The organism is Caldivirga sp. UBA161, assembly GCF_002506515.1.
In the GTDB taxonomy this organism is placed as follows: Archaea; Thermoproteota; Thermoprotei; order Thermoproteales; family Thermocladiaceae; genus Caldivirga.
On sequence record NZ_DAXS01000041.1, the window covers coordinates 1 to 20847 of the forward strand.

The following is a 20847-nucleotide window of genomic DNA, read 5'->3' on the forward strand; positions in this document are numbered from 1 at the left end:
CCACCTCCTAATACTATACCTCCTAAGGACGCTAACCACCTCATCAAGGCTCGGCAACCTCCTAGGCCCACCATAAAACCTCTCGTAAATGCCAAGCATCCTCAGGATGCGCCTCGTATCCTCAATGGGCACATAAATCTCGAACCCACCACCACGCCTATTCAAGCTAACATTAAACCCAGCAGACCTAAGGTCACTAAATATCGCCACAGCCAACCCCCCATTACTCGTTGACCTGGCCAAGTACCAACCACGGCCCATATTATGCTTCCTAAGTATCAACCCATGACCCAACACATCAATGACCGGGTACTTAGCGTAGGACAGGCAGGGTATCGAGTATTTAACAGCATCAACCAATTTAATAACCCTGTCCGTAAGGCCATAGGCAGGCCAGGCATTGGCTAAAGCAGCAATGTCATTAATAACCAGGGCCTTCACGGGGCAAGGCACATAATGCTCACTACCCTTAGCCGAGGAACCACTGAAGAATGAACCGGAGCAACCGTAAACACTACATAAGAACTCACCCATAAACCTCCTCACAGGCTCATCAACCACAAACGATAAGCCAATATCAAATGAGCCACGGCCAACATGGCCAAGAACACCATCACCAAGAAACCAACCAAACAAAGAAGCCCTACCAAGCAATCCATTCACGGCATAATAAATAAACCTAACCTGCTTCCTCACCTTAATGCTATCCCAATTACTAAGGGCATCCCTAAGCCAGGGAATTAGGTAATCAGGAACCTTGGGATTATTAAGGAGTGTTTCAGCCTTTTCCTTGTCCACTATGAACTTACCTATTTTGTCTCTTAACTTTCCGGTTATTTCTATTATGTGCTTAAATGATGCGTTTACTTTGGTTTTGCCTTCGCTAACAGTTATGTATACGTAATCCTTAACTCCATTTGTATTAAGGTAATTAATTAGAGTTATTAGTAGTGCGGCGGCTAATCGAGGATCTGGTGAATTCAGTGTAATAGCGTATGTACTACCGAACTTTACAGGGGATGCATCGCTAATAAGGAATCCAGCGAGTATTTGATCTGCATTATTGACTGTGGCATTCGTCGTAACGAGAAAATGTAGCGAGAATCCACGTAGGTAATGCATTTTTGCGCCTAAGGCCGACTCCTTGGGCTTTATGTTATTTACGTCCTTAATTTTATCCCAATTACTAAGTACCTCCTCTTTGATTCTCATTAATGAACTAACTAGCTCCTCAACCGTAACCATAGTGTTATTATCCACATTAAGTAGCCTCCTCAAGCCATCTGAGGGCATTTCACATCTATTTAGTTAAATTATCTTCTTAAGTTTATAAATTACTTTCGGTGCCAGGGCAGAAAGATGAGTAAAATTTAAATAGATGCAACACGCACCATTATAGGGGATAGGTCACGCCAAGTCATGGGTCATTGACGAAGGCTGGTAAGGTGAGGAGTCAGACGCCTAAGATTCCTGCTAGGCCTAGGAGGAATCTTGTTCCTAGGTTGAGGAATAGTCGTAATTTTAGGCGTAGGGTGCTTTTTGTTGAGCGTCAGGGTCAGGGGGTTTCTTAGTTTAAATTTTTCTTTGTTTTTCTTGTTTTGGTGTTTATGGTTTGGTGGGTTTGTTGGGGGTATTTTTAAGTGTGGGGTGGTTGTTTTTGTTTTGGTGATGTTGTTTGAGAGGGGTGATTGGTGATCGGTGGGCTATTGGCTGATTTTATTGTTTGGTTTGTTGGTTTTAGGTGCCTTGATGTAAACATTTATAAGTGTAGGTTTGTTACTCACGTGGTAGTGATGGGGGAAAAGGATGATGAGGGGAGTAAGGTTAAACTTGTGGAGGATCTTCTTAGGATTGTTAATGAGGAGGTTAGGGGTTCTTTTCAAGGTATTGTGAGGGATTTATCCAGTGCCTTTGCCTTATTTAAGGATACTTACGGCTTTAATACTAGTTACGTGGATTTAAGTGAGGGTGGTTTAATTGTTCTTGAGTCTGTTTGCTCTCAGTCTAAGGGTACTGGTAATGAGTCTCTTAATCCATTGATTAGGTTTATTGGCCTTAATCCAAGTGAGGAATCCGCTTACCCATTCACGGTTAGTTTAGGCTTACTATGTATGCCTTCCCAAGAATCATTGAGTTACCAGGGGGAGGGGCCTGGTGTTGAGGATGGGGCCCTGTACTTCGTATCTGGGTTCACTGAGGTTGGTGAAGTAGGTGACTTGAAGCTTTACTGTGCTAGGAGGGTTATTGTTAAGCCTGGTTCCTTAACCACTGAGGTTAAGGTTAATGGTGATGACTTAGTTAGGGAGGCTGCTAATGCATGCAGGGGATTTAGGGATAGCCACAGTGACTTGGTTAAGTCCTTTAATGAATCCTTCGGCCTTGAGCCCGCTGAGGTTGTTGAGATTGATGAGGGTTCAGTGGGTGTTGACCTACCACTTAGCTTAAGCCTAATGGAGCCTGTTAAGGCCCTGGCCACTAGGTTAAAGTCAGCAGTATCTGAGGAGGGGCCATCATTAATGCTCCTAGGCCTCCAATGCACTGGAGGGGAGGGTGAGGATTACGTGCTGAACGCCAGTGAGGATGGTGTACTGGTTATTGGTAAGAGGCAGAGTAATGGATGCTTAAGGTACTTCATGGTTAAGTAAATTATGGTAACCTACGTTCAACCAAAGGTAAGGTTCAAGTGCACACTATGCGGTGAATGCTGTAGGAGGTATTGGATAACGGTGACTTTAGATGACTTAGTTGGAATATTCATTAACACTAAGCTTAAGCCAAGCAGCATAACAGCCCTCTATAACGCTAATGTTGCTGGTGATTGGCAGGCACCGAGGATTAGGCTTAAGGATGGGCAGTATTACTTAGTCCTCAGGAAGAGGATTGATGGATCATGCATATTCAATGAGTGGAGGGGTGGTAAAATGGTATGCTCAATAAATGACTTCAAGCCCCTCACCTGCAGATTCTACCCATTCATATACCATTGGAGTGGGGAAGTACTATACTTTGAGCTTTACGATAAGGCAGTGGGCTACTGCCCGGGGGTGGGTAATGGGCCTATTGTTGACTTAGCTAAGGAGAGTGAATACGCTGTTAAATCTAGGGCAGCTAAGGACAGGTTTAAGGCGTTCACCAGCCATTGGAATACAATGGTTAATGATGGTTTAGTTAACGGTGATGCGGGAACCTTCATGAATTACCTAGACTGCACCGTTGAATCAATCATTAATCCCCAGGGTACATGCATTAGTGAATTTAAGTTAGCTAATTTATTAGCTGAGTGGGGTGTTTTAAGTAATAGTGCGCCTTAAGCGTAAACTCTACTGCTTATCCATTAGCCTCAGGTTGAGCCTCCTTAATTCACCCAATACATCATTAATGAATTTCTCGTAGAGCGGCCACTTATCCTCCCCAACCCTCCTCCTTATAATATCCATAACCATACTATAATTCTTATACTTTTCATTCAATTCCCTCCAAGGAACCCCCCTTAAACCCTCACTAAGCTCCTTACTGAAGCTTAGTAAACCAAGCATCATGAGTACAGCCACTATCGGGTAACCCACGTAACCCCTATGAACTGTCCCATTATCATTACTGTAAACCAACCCCTTAGCCTCATCAAGGTATACGGTATAGCTCCTTGACCCATCACTGGACACAATAATATAATGATCCCCCTCCCTCCTAATCCTTCCATCAGCGATAGCTGATAATGCCTCAAGCACCTTAATCCTGGGAGGTAGCCTTAACCTCTTCTCCATAATTCACAAGCAGAGCACACTCTAATAAACCTTTATGATGCATGTGAGGAAACGCTTATAAGCACTAGGGGGATTAAGTCAATAGCCCCAGCTCCCTTCCTAAGGGCGGCCTGCCGCGTGGGCGGTGCGTTTTCCCATTAATGATGAGACGGGGACGGTGAGGATTTGGTGATTAGAGTTCCACGCACTGATTTTGATTAATTAATCAAAAAGGGTGTTAATTTTTACGATGAAGGGCTATAACCTTACCTAAGCAGTATTAGGGCTACCAAGCCATAGAGGGCTATGGTCTCCACAAAGGCCAGTACCAGGAAGAATATTAAGAGGTCCCTCTTCTCAATTGATGCAGATGCTATTGCTGCACCAGCAATACCCATACCAATCCCTGCACCACCTGCTGCTAGGCCGAAGGCTAACCCCGCCCCTAGGTAATTATATGATTGGCCTGTGGCCTGCGCATTCAACACCGGTAGCATTGACATTAAGATCATTAGTGCTACCGCAATCCACCTATTCATATTAATCAAATAACCGTTAGCGTATACGTTTTTAAGCATTAACGCCACTTAACTGTAATGCAGGAGTCAATAATAGTTATTAGGGCTAAGGGTGAAGAAGGCATTAGGGGGGAAGGCGTCATTGAGGTTCCTGTGCTTAAGCCTATTCCTGACCAGGATGCCTTAAGGAGGCTGAGGGAATTATGCCTAAGGAGGTGGGATGTTGCAGTCTTCATGAGCACTATAGCCGTTGAGTACGCTCATAGTGTTGTTAAGGATCCATGCTGGTGTAAATGCATGGCCATTGGCCCATCCACGGCAGAAGCCGTGAGGAAACTCTACAGTGATGAATGCATAATACCAAGTGAATACTCAAGCATAGGCTTACTAAGAATGCTTAAGGGCCTTAACGGACACGTACTGGTGATTAGGTCCATGGAGTATAGTAATAGCCAATTTAATGAATTAGGAGGAGCTGTTACTGAGGTTGGCTTATATAGGCTTAGCGTTAATGTGGATGAGTTAAGTAAACTTAAGGCACTGATTAATGAAAGGGAAGCCGCAGGATCCCCCTATGCCCTAGTGGTTACAAGCCCTAAGGTTGCACGTGAAGTCAGCGGTATCTTACTTGACTTAAGGCATGCCTTAATTGTGGCAATAGGGCCCACTACGTCTAGGGAATTACGTGTACTCAACATACCTCATAGGGTTGCTAGGATCTACACAATAGATGGCGCGGTTAATGAGGCTAAGCGGGCGTTAAGTGGAGTGTGAATTTTGCCGGTAGTAAAGTTAATGTATATGAAGCTTACCTAAATCCCACGGAGGAAGCATGATAATGCTGGCTTATTAGGGGTGTGTGGTTTCAGGTCATTGATGTTGATTATAGGAGCACCAAGTATGTATTCTGCAGATTTAAAGGTGGCGGGGACCCAATCTTAATCCTAAATATAGTACCTCCTTAGGGTGAGGAGGATAGAACTCTGTAGGCGCGAAATAATTATATGCATTTAGGGTAAGGTGTTACGCATGCTGTTTGATTATTCCCAAAGGCCCCTATTAGTCTTCTGGGAGACCACTAAGGCATGCCCATTAAGCTGCAGGCACTGTAGGGCTAATGCAATACTAAAGCCCCTGCCTGGTGAGTTAAGTACTAGCGAGGGGAAGGGGCTTATTGAGCAGTTAACTGAATTCGGTAAACCAACCCCAGTATTAATACTGACTGGTGGTGACCCATTAATGAGGAGTGATATATTTGAGTTAATTGACTACGCTAAGTCATTGAATGTGCCAGTGGCTATATCACCCACCGTCTCTGAGAAATTACTTAATGATAATGTTATTGAGGAGTTGAGGAGTGTGAGTTCAGTTTCAATAAGCCTTGATGGTGCATCACCAATTACTCACGATTACATTAGGAATAGAGACGGCGTATTTGAGTTAACGTTGAGGGCAATATCAAGCCTCCTTAAGGCTGGGGTTAAGGTTCAAGTTAATACAACCTTCATGAAGCTTAACGTACATGAATTACCGTTAATAGTTAAAGTACTTAAGGACCTAGGCGTCTACACCTGGGAGGTATTCTTCCTAATACACGTGGGTAGGGGTATTGAACTTGAAGCATTAACACCTGAGGAAACTGAGGATGTGGTTAATGTACTTTACGATGTATCGAAGTATGGCTTCACTGTGAGGACTGTTGAGGCACCATTCTATAGGAGAATTGCACTGCATAGGTATGCCCTTGAGAATAATGAAATTAACCTAAAGCCAACCCTTGGCCCATTATACATGCAGCTATATGAGGGTTTAATTAAAGTCATGGGGAATGAACCACCTAAACTCACTAAGAGGCCAATGGTTGCTAGGACTAGGGATGGGGATGGGATAATATTCATCGCCTATAATGGTGATGTATCACCAAGTGGCTTCCTACCAATTAAACTGGGTAATGTTAAGGAGGAGAGTTTAGTCAAGATATATAGGGAGAACCCAATACTATTAAGGATAAGGAGGGGGGAGTATGGGGGTAAGTGCGGTTTATGTGAATTCCGCTTCATATGCGGGGGCTCTAGGGCGAGGGCTTACGCGGAGTATGGGGATCCATTGGCTGAGGACCCAGCATGTGTTTATAAGCCCGGTACCATTAAGCTTCCTGAATTAATACTAGGCCCTTAAATACCGTTGAGGGTTAATTTTAGAATTCATTGTAGTATTGGATTAACGTAATGCTTATTAAAGAGGGGGCTTAAGTAACTTAAGTGATGAATCAGAGTTACAATGAGTTAATGATACCCGGCGTTTCAGCTGATTTTACTTAATACGCCTCTAATTATAATCGTTGGGCGGCGAACCTAGTAGGCATTCCGTTGAAATAATTCAACCACTTAGGCAAGGGAGGCTGCCGGTTAATGGGATATTATCCTCTGGGTTACTGAATTGGATTATTAAATGGGTTTAATGGATATAATCTCAATGTAGTCTCCAGGCCGTATGCCGTATCTTTCCCTAAGCTCCTTAGGTATGGTGAATTGCCTTGAGTCAGTGTGCCTAGTCCTAAGTAACCTAGCGCCTTCAATAGTTTCAGTAATATTATTGAACCTAAAAGTGATGTTAGCGTACCTTAAGTTAGCTATATCAAGCACCCTAACTAGGCTAGCTGGTATTAGCACTTGAAAATTCGAATACACCTTAACCCTATACGGTAGTTCAGTAATTAGGAATCCCGCAGCACCCCTCCTACGCATACTCATTAGCTAGAGCCACTAAATTAAAAACACTAACCCTTAAAATGCATTTAATAAGAGAACCCATAGAAGCATTCCCTACCCCCTTACGGGAGGCAAAAGAGTAATTAAACCCCACTAAGGCTAAGTGGAGTGCCTATACTTAATGAGAGCCTACTTAGAACTAGGATATTCATAAGCAGGGGGTTTAGGAGAGGTAGGTGCCCATACTGTGGCCACTACTATTGGACCCTTAACCCAAGCCAAGATAATTGCGGCGATCAACCCTGTACACCATACGGCTTCATAAGTAACCCACCGGGGACATATAGGCCTGAGTCCATTAAGGATGTTAGGGAACGTTTCTTATCCTTCTTCGAGAAGAGGGGGCACATTAGGGTAGCTAGGTATCCTGTTGTCGCCAGGTGGAGGAATGATGTTTACCTAGTTGGCGCATCAATATATGACTTCCAGCCCTGGGTTACTGAAGGTGTAGTACCACCACCAGCTAACCCACTTACAATATCTCAACCAAGCATAAGGCTCACTGATGTGGATAAGGTTGGTAGGAGTGGTAGGCATTTAACCGGCTTTGAAATGATGGCTCACCACGCCTTCAACTTCCCCGGTAAGGAAGTTTACTGGATTAATGAGACTGTGGAGTATGCTCATGAATTCTTCACGAGGGAATTGGGATTCAGGGATGATGAAGTAACTTACAAAGAGAACATATGGGAGGGTGGGGGTAATGCTGGCGAATCCTTTGAGGTCTTGGTTAGGGGGCTTGAATTAGCCACGTTAGTCTTCATGCATTATAGGGTGATTGGTGACGAGTATAGGGAAATGCCCATTAGGATAGTTGACACTGGCTATGGCCTTGAGAGAATATACTGGGTTTTAACAGGTAAACCAACTATTTATGAGGCCGTCTTCGGGGGATTCCTCAATAAGGCTAGGCAACTACTTGGCTTACCTAAGCCTGATGAGAAGATGCTTGCATCATTAGCCATACACATGGGCCAACTTGACCCCGAGGTTCTGGCGCTTGATAAGGCTTATGTTGAGGTTGCTAAGAGGATTGGCGTTAATTCAACTGAATTAATTAACTTCATTAAGCCGCAGGAGGCGTTATATGTGCTTGCAGATCATTCAAGGACGGTCTCCTGGATGATTAATGATGGTGTTATACCATCTAACTCAGGTGTAGGATACTTGGCTAGGTTACTCATCAGGAGGATGCTGAAGTACATGCATATCATTGATGCCCAGATTCCATTAACTGAAATCTTCAATGCACACTTAAATTACCTAATTAACGATTACCCTGAATTGAAGGAGAGCATGCAGCTAATACTTGACCTAGTTGATTTAGAGGAGGCTAAGTATAAGTCAGCTATAAGTCAATTACCTAAGTTAATAAGTAGGATTAAGGGTGAATTAACAATCAATGACCTCATAAACCTATACGACTCCCACGGCATACCCCCTGAGGTTGTTAGGGATGAAGCCGCTAAGAGGGGTGTGGGGGTTAATGTTCCAGATAACTTCTATGAGATGCTGGCTGCTAAGCATCAGAAGCCGGCCAAGGGTGAGGAGGGTAATAAGCTTGATGTAACCGCAGATGATGTGATAGACCTACCACCCACTAGGGAATTATTCTACGAGAATACCTACATGTTTGAGGGTAGGGCTAAGGTGCTGAAGGTCATTAAGAGTAAGTACGTCATCCTTGACTCAACAGTATTCTACCCAGAGGGTGGTGGTCAACCGGCTGATAGGGGTGTGTTGAGGTTTAATGGTACTGAAGCCAAGGTTATAGACGTACAGAGAGTTGGACCAGTGATAGTACACGTAATTGAGGGCCCAGCACCAGGGGTGGGTGATGTAGTGGAGATGAGGGTGGATTCTGAACGGAGGCTTGGGTTAATGAGGATGCACACTGGCACCCATATTCTACTTCAAAGTATAAGGAGGGTTTTAGGTAAGCATGTTTGGCAGGCAGGCGCCCAGAAGGATATACCATTAAGTAGGCTTGATGTAACCCACTATAGGCTGCCAACTCAGGATGAGGTTAGGAGGATTGAGGAGTTAGCCAATGAAGTAGTTCTAAGTGACCTACCGGTTAAGGTTGAGTTAATGCCTAGGAATGAGGCAGAGGCTAAGTACGGCTTCATAATATATCAAGGTGGTGTAGTGCCTGGTGGTAAGGTTAGGATTGTTAAGGTGGGTGAGGGTAATGATGTCTACGATGTTGAAGCATGCGGTGGTACTCACCTGGATAGGACAAGTAGGGTTGGTTTAATTAAGATTGTTAAGGTTGATAAGATACAGGAGGGTGTAATTAGATTCATTTTCACCACGGGAAAGTATGCGCTTGACTATGTTAGGAACCTGGAGGGTAAGCTTGATTCAGTGGCCAATAAGCTGAAGGTGGGTAGGGATGATGCTGATAATGCTGTGGATAGGCTGCTTAGGGAGCTTAATAATGTTGAAGAGAGGAGTAGGATATTGGCTAGGAAGGCTATTGAGGCTGATTTAGCAAACATAGTGAAGTCCATGATTAATATAGGTGAATTCAAGGTTGCAGTATATTATGAGGATTACTGGATTAAGGATTACCTACAGGAATTAGCCAGTAAGTATCCAGGGGACGTATTAATACTGATACATGGTAAGGAATACCAAGTGTACACTAATGGTAAAGTTAAAGCCATTAATGTGGCTAAAATATTAAATGAATTAGGAGGGAAGGGCGGCGGCGGTAGCACATTTGCACAAGGAGTCTTCAATAATCCGGTTAAGCAGGATGATGTGGTTAATGCTATTAAAGGTAAGTTAATTTAACTTAATGATCATATATCATGTAATCCTTAACCCTCCTTAAGTAATCACTAATACCCTCATCAACATTACTTAACGCCTCATCAAGCTTCCCACTCATTAATAGTTCCCTAACACCCCGCCTACCCACTAAGTAATCAAAGTGGTACACGCCGTCACGTTCAAGGAATTTGAATTCGCCGGAATGTATCCTATACAATGCATGAATTAACATGAGCGCTAATTTAACCGGCCTTAATGATTCCCTATCCCTCACCAGTATTTCAATACCACTGCAGTCTTCGCCATTATACTTAACTCCGGTTCCCATAGGCTTATACTTGATTGGAACCAAATCCACACCCCTTAACCCCAGTTGGGAGGCTTCATTAATTAACTTAATGTTATCCAACCAAGGTGCACCAATAACTCTAAAGGGTTTATTAGTCCCCCTACCCTCATTAACATTAGTGCCCTCGAATAAGCCAATGCCAGGGTACATTAATGCACTGTTTAAATCAACTATTGCCGGGGATGGGTTTACCCATGGTAAACCAGTCTCATCAAACCACATTCCCCTCCTCCAGCCATCAAGTTTAATAACCTCAACCTCCGCCTTAAGGTTAGCCTCATTATTAAACAATATAGCTAACTCACCTGCGGTTAAACCATACCTAATTGGTATACTCCAAATACCCACGAAGGATCTTAAAGATGGCTCAAGGATTGGCCCCTCAATCACTGTACCGGTTAATGGATTTGGGTTATCAAGTACAATAACCTTAACGCCAGCCTCACCAGCAGCTTCAAGGGTATAGTAGAGTGTGGATATATATGTGTAGAATCTAACTCCCACATCCTGAATACTGTAGATTACTGCGTTAAGCCCCTTAAGAATGTTTATGGGTGGTTTACGCCTAGGCCCATATAGGCTATACACTGGGATGCCCCTATATGATTCATCACTGTATGTTTCACCTGCAGGTAAAATACCCCTTAACCCATGTTCCGGCGTGAATACTGCATCAACTTTAACACCGCTTTCAATTAGTAAGTCTATTAAATGCCCCTTACCTGGGTAGTAGCCGCTATGGTTTGTGACTACACCAACCCTTTTACCCCTTAAGTCATTTACGTAACCATCATCAATAAATACCTGAACCCCATTCCTAACAACTGGGTTCACTTAACCTTCACCAATCATCACAAATACTTCACAATCTGCCTATACTTACTTAGTAAGGATTCATTACGCTCCCTACCACCTGGTACATTAACGCTAACCCAAACTTCAGGTTCAATACCCCTCCTCCTTAATTCACTCATTATTGTTAATTCAAGGCTATGCAGTATGAATGCATTCACTATTGTTGACACTGCAGCAACCCTAATACCATTAATCTCCAATGCAGCCTCCCCTGGCGGTACCTTATTATCAATGGTTACATCAGCTAATTCAAAAAGCCTCTTACCAAGTGGATTATCTGGTTGAAGGCCCTTAGAGTAATTAACTGAAGTTAATGCAATAACCCTCAACCCCCTCCTCTTAGCCTCATAAGCCATCTCCACGGGTACGGCATTCTTACCTGAATTAGACACTATAATCATTACGGAGTTTGGGATTATTCTCTGTGAATTAAGAAGATTACTTGCATAGCCTGGTAGCCTCTCAAGGCTACTTGATAGCGACATACCGTTTAACCCAAGTAGGTTTGGGTCAAGTATTGGGTAAACTGACGCTAATCCCCCTGATCTATAGAAAACCTCAAGTACCATTAGCATTGAGTGGCCGGTGCCGAAGACGTAAATTAACCCACCCTTACTTAATGAGTCAACGCATAAGTCTGATGCAGCCTTAATGTTACCCCACTGGTCCTTTAAAACATCATTAATTATACTTTCCACGGCGGCCTTATATTCATTAACATAATCTAAGGCACTACTCATTACTATGCCTAGGCATTAAGGTAAATAAGCATTAACTCATTTAAACCAATGAAGGCTAATGCATTACGCTGCAAGAATGCTTTAAAAGTAATGAGGCAGTAATTCAGGTGAATATGGTAAGGGTTTTAGTGGCTGGTCATAGTGGATTAGATAAGCATAAGTGGATTAAGGCGTTAAACAACTACATTGGTAATAGAGTTGGTAAGGTTTTATCCCTTGACTTTGATTCAATGCTATCTGAATCAATGCCGTACTTCCTTGATAGTTACCTTGAAAAGCAGAGGAATAAGTGGTATGAGGCTGTTAATCAGATTCTAGACCGTATTGAAAGGGAGCAGCCTGACCACGTTATAATTAGCATGCATTTAACGTACTTTAGGCATAATACGTATTGGAGCCTTGTTGATGCTAACGCACTTAAGGAGTTTAAGTTCGACATGATTCTAACGCTCATTGATGATGCCTACTCAGTGTGGAACAGGATAACCAGTAGGGAATCTAAGGAGAGGCATGGGGTCTACATTAGGTTAAGGGATGTGTTCGTTTGGAGGACTGTGGAGATAATGATGGCTGACATGATAGCCACAGTACTTGGGGTGAGGAATTACGTTATGGCTATTAAGCACCCTACGGAAACCTTCTACAAGATAATATTTACTAAGCTACCTAAAGCCTACCTATCTCACCCAATAAGCCACGTGAGGAGTGATAGTAAGGCTGTAAGTGAGATTAATGAATTCGCCAGGAAACTTAGGGAAATTATTGTGCTCTTTGAACCAACCACTATTGATGAATTAATTATAGAAAGGAACTGGTTGAATGGGCATGTAGCCGTGATTAATAAGGAGGATAGGTGGCCTATTGATAATGATGATTATGATTACCCAATTAGGCTTAAGGACGATGAGGTTGCTGAAGTATCTTCAAGGAATCCAGTAACTAAGAGGAGCCTCATTCAGGATCAAATAATGAGGAGGGACTTCAGGTATATTGAACAGTCTGATATGGTCATAGCCTATAGGCCCAGGTACGGTGGCACATTAAGCAGGGGAGTGTTCTCTGAAGTAACCATAGCGGTTAACATGGGTAAGCCTGTTTACGTCTATTGGCCTCCTGAGGATGGTGATATTGCGGAAAACCCATTTGAATATGTGCATGAGTATTTCAGCAGTGCCGATGAATTATTGAACTTCCTTAAAGGCCAGGTGTCGGCATAATGGGGCATGAGTCATTAATAAGTAAGAAGGCGATTAGGGTTCTTGGTGTAGCTGAGAGCTTCAAGTTAACACACCCCAAGTCAGTGTTAACTGGGGTTGTCATGAGGAGTGACTTCATTATCGATGGCGTTGTTAATGCATACTCCACGGTAGGCGGGCTTGATGTTACTGACTCAATAATAAGTATGTTTAAGGGGTTGAATAGGCCGGATGTGCACGCTGTAATGATTGATGGATGTATAATATCCTTCTACAATATTGTTGACATAGATAGGCTTCACGATGAATTGGGCTTACCGGCAATGTGCCTATCCTTCAGTAGGAATAGGGGTAATCCAAGGGCAGCCATAGTTAAACTGTTTAAGGATTATGAAGTAAGGTTAAGTATACTGAGTAAGATTGGGGAGCCGGCATTAGTTAACACTAAGTATGGCCCAATCTGGGTTAGGTACAGGGGTTTAAGCTACAGTGAGGCTAAGATTCTTATAACTAAGTATCAGAGGGATGGGAGGAGGCCTGAACCCCTTAGGGTTAGTAGATTAATATCAGCTTCAGTTTTCAGGAGCATTTACGGTGATTAACCCTGCATTAACCTATTAATGAGGGCCACCACTGAGCCTAATAATTCATTAACCCTACCCATGTTAAGCGCCTCAGAGTAAACCCTAATCAATGGTTCAGTGCCACTACCCCTAATTAATACCCATGACTTATCCCTGTAAACTGCCTTAAGCCCATCAATCTCCACGAACCTTGCTAAGTCACCCATTGAGGTAAGCTGCCTCTTTAACTCAGGCTTAATCTTATCAACAAAGGCTTTAGCTTCATTAGCCTTAATATCAACCCTCCTAAAGTAGCGTTCACCATACCTGCTGGTTAATTCACTGTATATGCTTGATACACCATCAATACCCTCTATGCAGGCCCCCATTACTCCACTATATATGCCATCCTTCTCAGGTATATGCCAGGAATAGGCTAATCCACCACTCTCCTCACCGCCGAGGTCAGCCTCACCCCTATTGATAGCGTCAACAATGTACTTTATACCCACAGGCGTTTCAGTTACCTTAATATTAAAGCCTAAGGCCACATCATCAATCAGGTGCGTTGTAGCCACTGTCCTAGCCACACCCCTCTTAACCATCCCCATCCTCAACAATGCCCTTAGGAAAACGGGTATTATCCTATTTGCATCCAAGTAGCCTAAGCCCTTGACAACCATGGCTACCCTATCACTATCACCGTCATGGGCTATAGCCATATCATACTTACCATTAAGGACCGCATCCACATCATCCTTAATTTGATTATACTCAGGGTTAGGTAACTTACCCTTGAAGTCAGGGTCCTGTTCACTATTAACCTCTACTGCATCAAAACCAAGACCCTTAAGTATACTGGCGGTATACCCAACTGCAGCCCCATGTATTGGGTCAACAAGCACCTTAAGTTTCCTAGGTTTAAACCTGCTTGAAAACCATGAGATTAAGTACTCCACGTAACCATCTCTTACGTTAATCATTGGTATTTGCGTATATTCAATATCCCTCACACTTCTTAAAACATCATCATACTCATTATTGATCACTTCCTCTATGCCATTAGTATCCTCAGGCTTGGCTGGTGCACCATCCCCCCCTATTACCTTAACGCCGTTGTACATTGGCGGATTATGACTTGCAGTCACTTGGAAGGCTAAGTCATACTTGAACTTCAATACGGCCCATGAAACAACAGGGGTGGGTGTGGGTGAGGATACTATGTTGGCGTCAGCACCATGCTCCCTAGCCACTGAGGCTATTATGACTGCGAAGTCCCTTGACATGCGCCTAGTGTCATGGCTCACAAGGACCCTTGACACATTATACCTCCTACTCCAATACCTTAACGTTGCCTCGGCTATCACTGCAATGACTAAGTCAGTTATGGATTCACCAACAATACCCCTAACACCATCGGTACCGAATTTTATGCTAATTTTATCCACCTGTTGGCTTAAGCACAAGTGGTTAAAAATATTGTTCACATAATCTAAGATTCAAAATAAACTACTGCTGACTTGAGCCACCGCTGGCTTGTTTTCTTAATTTCTCAATTAGCTTCCTCTGCCTCTCCCTAATTCTCCTAATTCTCCTACCCTCCTTAAACTCCTTACCAACTACCCAAGCGTAATCTGGGTCATTCCTAATTGCTGGGTGGCTTGGGTCAATCATAATGACCTCAAACCACTTATAGATAGCATCCTCACCAACCCAGTATGATCCAAGAACCTCCAGGTTACTGAACTTTCTTGCAGCCCTCTGTTCAGCAACTACCTGCAGGTTAGTGGATAATGCAATGCCATAAACCCCCATCCTCTTAGGCCTCCTACCGGTATTTGGCCTACGCCTATTAAATGGACCCCTCCTCACCCTAACCCTAACAACCACTATGCCCTGCTTAGCCTTATACCCATACTTCCTAGCCTTATCAATCCTAGTTGGCTTCTCAACCCTAATTATTGCAGGCTCCCTACGCCACTTAATTAACCTAGCCTTAATTAATTGCCTTAACGGGCCCTCATATGGCTTCTTCCAAATATCAGCAATATAGCGTAACGTACCCATACGCCCCTCTTAACCCAACCCCCTATTAAAATATTCCGTAGGCATTAAGGAACCGTAAACTCAGGTCTCCTTTTACAGGGTACCTTCATCTCACCATTCGGGGTGTTTACGTACCTTGACTCGTACCTCTCATTAAGGCATGGGCTATGTTAACTTCCGCTTTCAGGGAACATCCCAGATATAATTTAGGCCGGCAAGGTTTAACTTCATGCCTCAAGAGTTATGTGCACCCCCATCCTTACGGACAGAGGTCTCTGGTGAAAGAGAGTGAAACTAGCTGGGATTTCATAATACTTTAATAATGCTTAAATAACGTTAAGATTAGGGTTAATTATGATAACCTTAGAGAATAATAACATTAAGTTAGTTATTCATGAACCCTCAGGTACTGTGGTTGAACTACTTGATAAGCGTAGTAATACCCAGCACTTGCTGGCTAGGAAGCCGGAGCTGGAACTCATGGAGCCCGGCATGGGGATACTGGAGATTGAGCCATTCATTAAGAATAAGAGGAGTATAGTTAACCTAAGCAATGACTCAGTGGCGCTTAGGGCTGAGGGTGAGGGTAGGGTTTTGAATAAGGAGGTTAAGTTAATGCAGAATGGTGCATTGATTACAATTAAGGCTACTGGGGTAGATAGGGTTAGGGAATTAATACACGTGGCCTGTGGTAATGGTGGATACTGGGGTGAGGCATTGGGTGCAATGTATAATTGCAGGTACTTCGTTAAATTCGGCTTCACTGAATCACCCAATAGCTTCTCCTCAGTGGGCCTTAAACCACCCACCTCAGGCTTCAGGTTTAGTAAGCATTCATATAATGATAGGTATTTTCCAGAACTTAAGTGGGTTGCCTTCATTAATGAGAGTACCCTTGTCGGCCTACTGGTTAAGTGCCTATCACCCTGTTACGGTATTATTGAGGATCAATTCTTCAATGCTGAACTTAACCTAGTGGCTAATGGTGATGGCGAAGCATCATTGAGGTATGAGTTAATATTATTTAATGGATTAAGTAGAGTTGATTACATTGATGACGACCTAATAGTGGGTATTAACTCCCCAAGCGTAGTTAAGCCTGGGGACATTATTAATGGTTCACTAAGCATCTACTCATTATCAGGTGGTGGGAGGCTCAGTATTAATGGTTACGTTAAGTTAATTAAGTCGATGCCAACACTGGGTAGGAGGGGTTATGATGTTGATAGGGTTAGGGTTGGTGAATTGAGGCTTGGGTTAACCCTGGAGAGTAATATCGTTAATCTTAAGCCTGGTGAAGCATCAACGGTGAAATTCACTACGGAACCAATGATGTGGAATATGGAAGATACCTTATACTCAATACCCTACCTTGAGTTTAACATTAATGGGAAGGTAGCCTCAAGGGCATTCTCAATTAACCCAGATTATGCAGCAGCCCTTAATGCCTTAGAGGGAAGGAACCCTGGAGTAGTGAACCACATTAATGATTGGAGTGATGAGGTTGAGGGATTCTACGATGATAAGTCAGCCTCAATGCCCATATATGAGTTAGCTGCTGAGGATTTCTCATCATCCCGTAGGCTAATTAAGGGGAGGCAATTACCTGAGGAGGTGAAATGGATCCTTAAGGAGTATTTAAGCAGTGGCGTTAAGGTTTATCCGGCAATATTCCTTGACTTAAGTAAGGCTACTAGGGATGGTTACGTTACATCAGCCCTAGCTGACATGATTCTTAAGTCAGCCTCAAGCCACGTATTCCTAGATTCACCAATTAATGATGCCTTAAGGGGTTTGGAAATGGTGGCCTCAGCATATGAGAGGGGTGAGTTAATTCACTGGTTTAATGGCATTCACGGTGGGGCTGGTTCAGCTGGTCTGCTTCAATTAACCTTAGCCTATGACTTAATTGAGGATGAGCTCCCTGAGGAATTGAAAACTAGGTTAAAACTAATGTTCAGGTGGGCTCAGGGTGAATTAATTAAATTAACTAACGCCTGGGCTGGTAACTGGGAGTTAACGGAGGCCTTAGCATTACTAGCTATTTCAAGTAAATTCAACTTCAGTAACTCTAAGCTTGGGTTAATTAAGGCTGAATCAGTATTGAGGAGTACATTAAATTACTTCCTTAATGATGGTGGCTGGCTTGAGGAATCCGCAGGATACCATAATGCCGTACTAAACATGGTTACGTGGGGAGCTGAGTTACTTAGGCTTAATGGGATTAACCTATACTCAGTTACGAGGAATGGGGAACCAGTGATTAAGAAAGCCGTGTACTGGCTTTGGAATGTACTTGACCCACGCTACAGAATGCCGGCACTTGAGGATAGTGGTGATGATATGCCTAACCCAGACCCATTCATAATAAGTGGAGTTAGGTATAATGACCCACTACTCCTTAAGGTTGGTTTGAAGCTAATGATGCTTGGCTCAAAGCCAACATCACTATTCAGCGCATTAGCCCTAGCTGACGGCTATGATTTAATTAAATCACCCATTGAACCCAAGCACGAGCCAGTCACAGTACTTAATGATTCAGGTAGATTCATAGTGAGGAGCGGTGATGACCCTAATGCAGTATACTTTATACTTGATTATGGCCCTCACGGCGCATGGCATGGCCACCCAGATAAGTTAAGCTTCGAATTACACTCAAACGGTGAACCACTCATTGTTGATGCTGGCTCAGGTGGATACTATTCAGACCTCCATTGGAGGTGGAGTAGGAGGAGTATAGCCCACAATACCGTGACCTTGGAGGATAAGGATCAATTAGAAACCAGAGGGAGGCTAATAAGGTACTGGATTAATGGTAATGATATCTACGCCGTGTTCGAGGCTAACACGTACCCAGGCATTAATCATGAGAGGGGTGTGGTTGCATTAGGTAAATCAATATACGTGGTATTGGATAAGATTAATGGGGTAGGTAAATTCAGGTGGAATATACACTGCATGGGTGACGTAGCCTACATAAGTAAGAATAGTGTAGTGTTAACCACAGGGCATACGGACTACATTATTGTATTACCAAAGACACCGGAGATTACATATGGGTGGAGGGGGCATAATGTCAGGACTGTGTACGCTTATTATGAGGATTACAGCGATGGTGAGTTAAACATGTGGGGTATTATTATACCCTTTAAGGCTGAGGTGAGCCTTAACGATAATGAAGTAAACATAACTAATGGGGGCCTAAACTATATAGTGAAGCTATCTATACTCAATAATTTACTATTTGGTAGCAAGCATTAATATTAAGCTATTTTTAATTACCTAATACTATTTTGAGAAAAGTTTTAATAGCAAAGTAATTGATCACTTGGCTGCAGTATGCCATTGTTAAGCATTAGGAATCTGAGTGTGGAGTATAGGCTACCTGACTTAAAGATTGCCGTTAAGGCTCTTAAGGGGATTAATATTGATGTTAATAAGGGCGATATCGTTGGGATTGTTGGCGAAAGCGGTTCAGGTAAATCAACACTTGCCCTAGCCATAATGCGTATGCTTAAGCCACCAGCCATGATTAGGAGCGGTAGCATATACTTTAATGATGTTGATTTACTAACACTTAGTGAACATGAGTTTAATTCAAAGTATAGGTGGGTTAAGGTATCAATGGTTCCTCAAGCGAGCCAAAATATATTTAACCCAACCATGAGGATTAAGGATCATTTCCTCGACACCGCTAAGGCGCATGGCATCACTAATGAAAATGAGATACTGAAGAAGGCAGGCGAAATACTTGAATTCACTAAACTTAACCCAGCTAGGGTCTTTAACCTATATCCCCATCAATTGTCAGGAGGCATGAAGCAGAGGGTTGCCATATCCCTAGCATTATTCCTAAACCCTGAAGTGGTGATTATGGATGAACCCACTGCAGCTTTAGACGTAGTTACTCAGATGGATATTCTTAATCTAGTTAAGTTAATTAATGAGAAGTTCGGAACCACTATAATCTTCATTACGCACGATATATCTATAATACCTGTAATAGCCTCATCAGTTGTTGTACTATATAATGGTGAAGTAATGGAGGTGGGGCCAATGGAGGATATTATAGTTGACCCAAAGCACCCTTACACTAAGGCGCTTATTCAATCAACGCCATCGCTATCCTCAAGCGCTGATGAGGTTAAACCAATACCAGGCGAGCCCCCTAACCCACTGGAGGATATTCAAGGTTGCCCATTCTGGCCCCGTTGCCCATATGTAATGGATGTGTGTAAGACTGATAAACCCAGCGAGTATAATGTTAATGGGAGGATAGTGAGGTGCTACCTGTATGAGAAGTAACGAGTACCTTATTGAATTAAAGGATGTAAGTGTCTACTTCACTGAGAGAGTTGGCTTACTGAGTAAGAGAGTTACTAAGGCACTTGACCACGTTAACTTGAGGGTGAGTGATGGTGACGTTATTGCAGTTGTTGGCGAAAGTGGCGCTGGCAAAACAACAATGGGTAGAGTTATTCTTGGCCTTCAAAAACCAACCAGTGGCGTTGCATTATTTAGGGGTAAGGATATCTACTCATTGAAAGGCAGGAATTTTGAGGAATTCAGGAGGGAGGTTCAATGGGTTCCCCAGGACCCATATTCCAGCCTAGACCCATCATTAACCATCGGTGAGCAGTTAATGGCTCCCATAAGGAGGTGGAATCCTAAAATTGATGCATCAGCAAGGGCCCAGGAATTACTTAGGTTAGTTGGCCTGGTTCCCCCATCATTCTACATGAATAAGTATCCCCATCAACTCTCAGGTGGTCAAAGGCAGAGGATAGCCATAGCTAGATCACTGGCCTCTAATCCAAGGCTCATTATTGCTGATGAACCAGTAACAATGATTGACTCCTCCCTGAGGATAAGCTTCATAAACACTTTCATCGACCTAATACGTATCGTTAACTTAAGCCTAATATTCATAACGCATGATATTGCCCTAGCCAGGATACTACTATTGAAATCAAGTAAAGGCAGGATAGTGATACTTAAGGATGGGAGAATAGTGGAGGAGGGTGATATAAATGAAATAATAAGTAATCCTAAGGATGAGTACACTAAGGTGCTTATAAATGCAGCCCCAGATTTAAAGAGGTGGCTTAAGGCCTATGGGGAACAGTAAATTATGTGAGCTACCCGCCTTTTAGGGGTTTCCTGTCTCATTGCCTCACCTTGCCAGTACTGAAGTACTGGTATTGGGTAGGGACCCCCATGCGGCTAAAGGATTTTAAATACACCTTATAACGATGCTTTAAACCACCGTTCGCCTGGGAGTGGTTTTA

At 43.1% G+C, this 20847-nt stretch carries 18 protein-coding genes and 1 pseudogene; 11 read left to right on the forward strand and 8 right to left on the reverse strand.

Annotated elements, in window-relative coordinates; genetic code table 11:
• On the reverse strand, positions 1-1293 hold a 1293-nt coding region (locus BP896_RS04685; protein ID WP_291766249.1), incomplete at its 3' end, for a hypothetical protein.
• Between the two features lie 119 nt (positions 1294-1412).
• Between BP896_RS04685 and BP896_RS04690 the strand changes: the two are divergent.
• The 3 genes and pseudogenes from BP896_RS04690 to BP896_RS04700 all read left to right on the forward strand — a co-directional run.
• Positions 1413-1571, forward strand: a pseudogene (locus BP896_RS04690) (30S ribosomal protein S30e); the annotation flags it as partial.
• Positions 1572-1691: 120 nt separating this feature from the next.
• Positions 1692-2645, forward strand: a complete 954-nt coding sequence (locus BP896_RS04695; RefSeq protein ID WP_291766251.1) for a hypothetical protein — start codon at positions 1692-1694, stop codon at positions 2643-2645.
• Positions 2646-2648: 3 nt separating this feature from the next.
• Positions 2649-3311: a YkgJ family cysteine cluster protein gene (locus BP896_RS04700; protein WP_291766253.1), complete on the forward strand. Its 663-nt coding sequence runs from the start codon at positions 2649-2651 to the stop codon at positions 3309-3311.
• A gap of 9 nt (positions 3312-3320) precedes the next feature.
• Here the strand turns inward: BP896_RS04700 and BP896_RS04705 are convergent, their stop codons facing one another.
• Together BP896_RS04705 and BP896_RS04710 are read right to left on the reverse strand one after the other, a co-directional pair.
• Positions 3321-3764 carry a hypothetical protein gene (locus BP896_RS04705; RefSeq protein WP_291766256.1) on the reverse strand — a complete coding sequence of 148 codons (444 nt, stop codon included), beginning with the start codon at positions 3762-3764 and terminating at the stop codon, positions 3321-3323.
• 245 nt (positions 3765-4009) lie between these two features.
• Positions 4010-4282: an ATPase gene (locus tag BP896_RS04710; RefSeq protein WP_291766258.1), complete on the reverse strand. Its 273-nt coding sequence runs from the start codon at positions 4280-4282 to the stop codon at positions 4010-4012.
• Between the two features lie 57 nt (positions 4283-4339).
• Between BP896_RS04710 and BP896_RS04715 the strand changes: the two genes are divergently transcribed.
• The gene (locus BP896_RS04715) at positions 4340-5035 is read left to right on the forward strand and encodes a uroporphyrinogen-III synthase (protein WP_291766260.1); all 696 of its coding nucleotides are present in this window, start codon (positions 4340-4342) and stop codon (positions 5033-5035) included.
• Positions 5036-5290: 255 nt separating this feature from the next.
• Positions 5291-6439 (forward strand): TIGR04053 family radical SAM/SPASM domain-containing protein, encoded by a 1149-nt coding sequence (locus BP896_RS04720; RefSeq protein WP_291766263.1) that lies wholly within the window; start codon positions 5291-5293, stop codon positions 6437-6439.
• 269 nt (positions 6440-6708) lie between these two features.
• Here BP896_RS04720 and BP896_RS04725 read toward each other — a convergent pair whose 3' ends face one another.
• Entirely contained in the window at positions 6709-7008 is a 300-nt protein-coding gene (locus BP896_RS04725) for an AbrB/MazE/SpoVT family DNA-binding domain-containing protein (protein WP_291766266.1), read from the reverse strand.
• Between the two features lie 132 nt (positions 7009-7140).
• Between BP896_RS04725 and alaS the strand changes: the two genes are divergently transcribed.
• On the forward strand, positions 7141-9831 hold the full coding sequence (alaS, locus tag BP896_RS04730; RefSeq protein WP_291766268.1) for an alanine--tRNA ligase: 2691 nt from the start codon (positions 7141-7143) through the stop codon (positions 9829-9831).
• Position 9832: 1 nt separating this feature from the next.
• Here alaS and BP896_RS04735 read toward each other — a convergent pair whose 3' ends face one another.
• Both BP896_RS04735 and BP896_RS04740 read right to left on the reverse strand, forming a co-directional pair.
• Complete coding sequence (locus tag BP896_RS04735; protein ID WP_291766271.1) at positions 9833-10993, reverse strand: exo-beta-N-acetylmuramidase NamZ family protein; 1161 nt, start codon at positions 10991-10993, stop codon at positions 9833-9835.
• 17 nt (positions 10994-11010) lie between these two features.
• Positions 11011-11754, reverse strand: coding sequence for an SIS domain-containing protein (locus BP896_RS04740; RefSeq protein ID WP_291766274.1), 744 nt, complete (start codon positions 11752-11754; stop codon positions 11011-11013).
• A gap of 107 nt (positions 11755-11861) precedes the next feature.
• Between BP896_RS04740 and BP896_RS04745 the strand changes: the two genes are divergently transcribed.
• Positions 11862-12971 (forward strand): hypothetical protein, encoded by a 1110-nt coding sequence (locus BP896_RS04745; RefSeq protein ID WP_291766276.1) that lies wholly within the window; start codon positions 11862-11864, stop codon positions 12969-12971.
• The gene (locus tag BP896_RS04750; protein WP_291766277.1) at positions 12971-13552 is read left to right on the forward strand and encodes a DUF99 family protein; all 582 of its coding nucleotides are present in this window, start codon (positions 12971-12973) and stop codon (positions 13550-13552) included. The genes BP896_RS04745 and BP896_RS04750 overlap by 1 nt, the downstream gene beginning before the upstream one ends.
• Here the strand turns inward: BP896_RS04750 and BP896_RS04755 are convergent.
• Together BP896_RS04755 and BP896_RS04760 are read right to left on the reverse strand one after the other, a co-directional pair.
• Positions 13549-14961, reverse strand: coding sequence for a phosphoglucomutase/phosphomannomutase family protein (locus BP896_RS04755; RefSeq protein WP_291766279.1), 1413 nt, complete (start codon positions 14959-14961; stop codon positions 13549-13551). The genes BP896_RS04750 and BP896_RS04755 overlap by 4 nt on opposite strands.
• A gap of 61 nt (positions 14962-15022) precedes the next feature.
• Positions 15023-15580, reverse strand: coding sequence for a 50S ribosomal protein L15e (locus tag BP896_RS04760; RefSeq protein ID WP_291766281.1), 558 nt, complete (start codon positions 15578-15580; stop codon positions 15023-15025).
• A 333-nt stretch (positions 15581-15913) separates the two neighbouring features.
• On the opposite strand from BP896_RS04760, the gene BP896_RS04765 reads away from it, so the two are divergent.
• The 3 genes from BP896_RS04765 (at position 15914) to BP896_RS04775 (ending at position 20687) form a co-directional block, all read left to right on the forward strand.
• Positions 15914-18820 carry an alginate lyase family protein gene (locus BP896_RS04765; RefSeq protein ID WP_291766283.1) on the forward strand — a complete coding sequence of 969 codons (2907 nt, stop codon included), beginning with the start codon at positions 15914-15916 and terminating at the stop codon, positions 18818-18820.
• 78 nt (positions 18821-18898) lie between these two features.
• Positions 18899-19864: an ABC transporter ATP-binding protein gene (locus tag BP896_RS04770; protein WP_291766285.1), complete on the forward strand. Its 966-nt coding sequence runs from the start codon at positions 18899-18901 to the stop codon at positions 19862-19864.
• Positions 19854-20687 (forward strand): ABC transporter ATP-binding protein, encoded by an 834-nt coding sequence (locus tag BP896_RS04775; protein WP_291766287.1) that lies wholly within the window; start codon positions 19854-19856, stop codon positions 20685-20687. Before BP896_RS04770 ends, BP896_RS04775 begins: the two co-directional genes overlap by 11 nt.
• Positions 20688-20847: the final 160 nt, after the last annotated feature.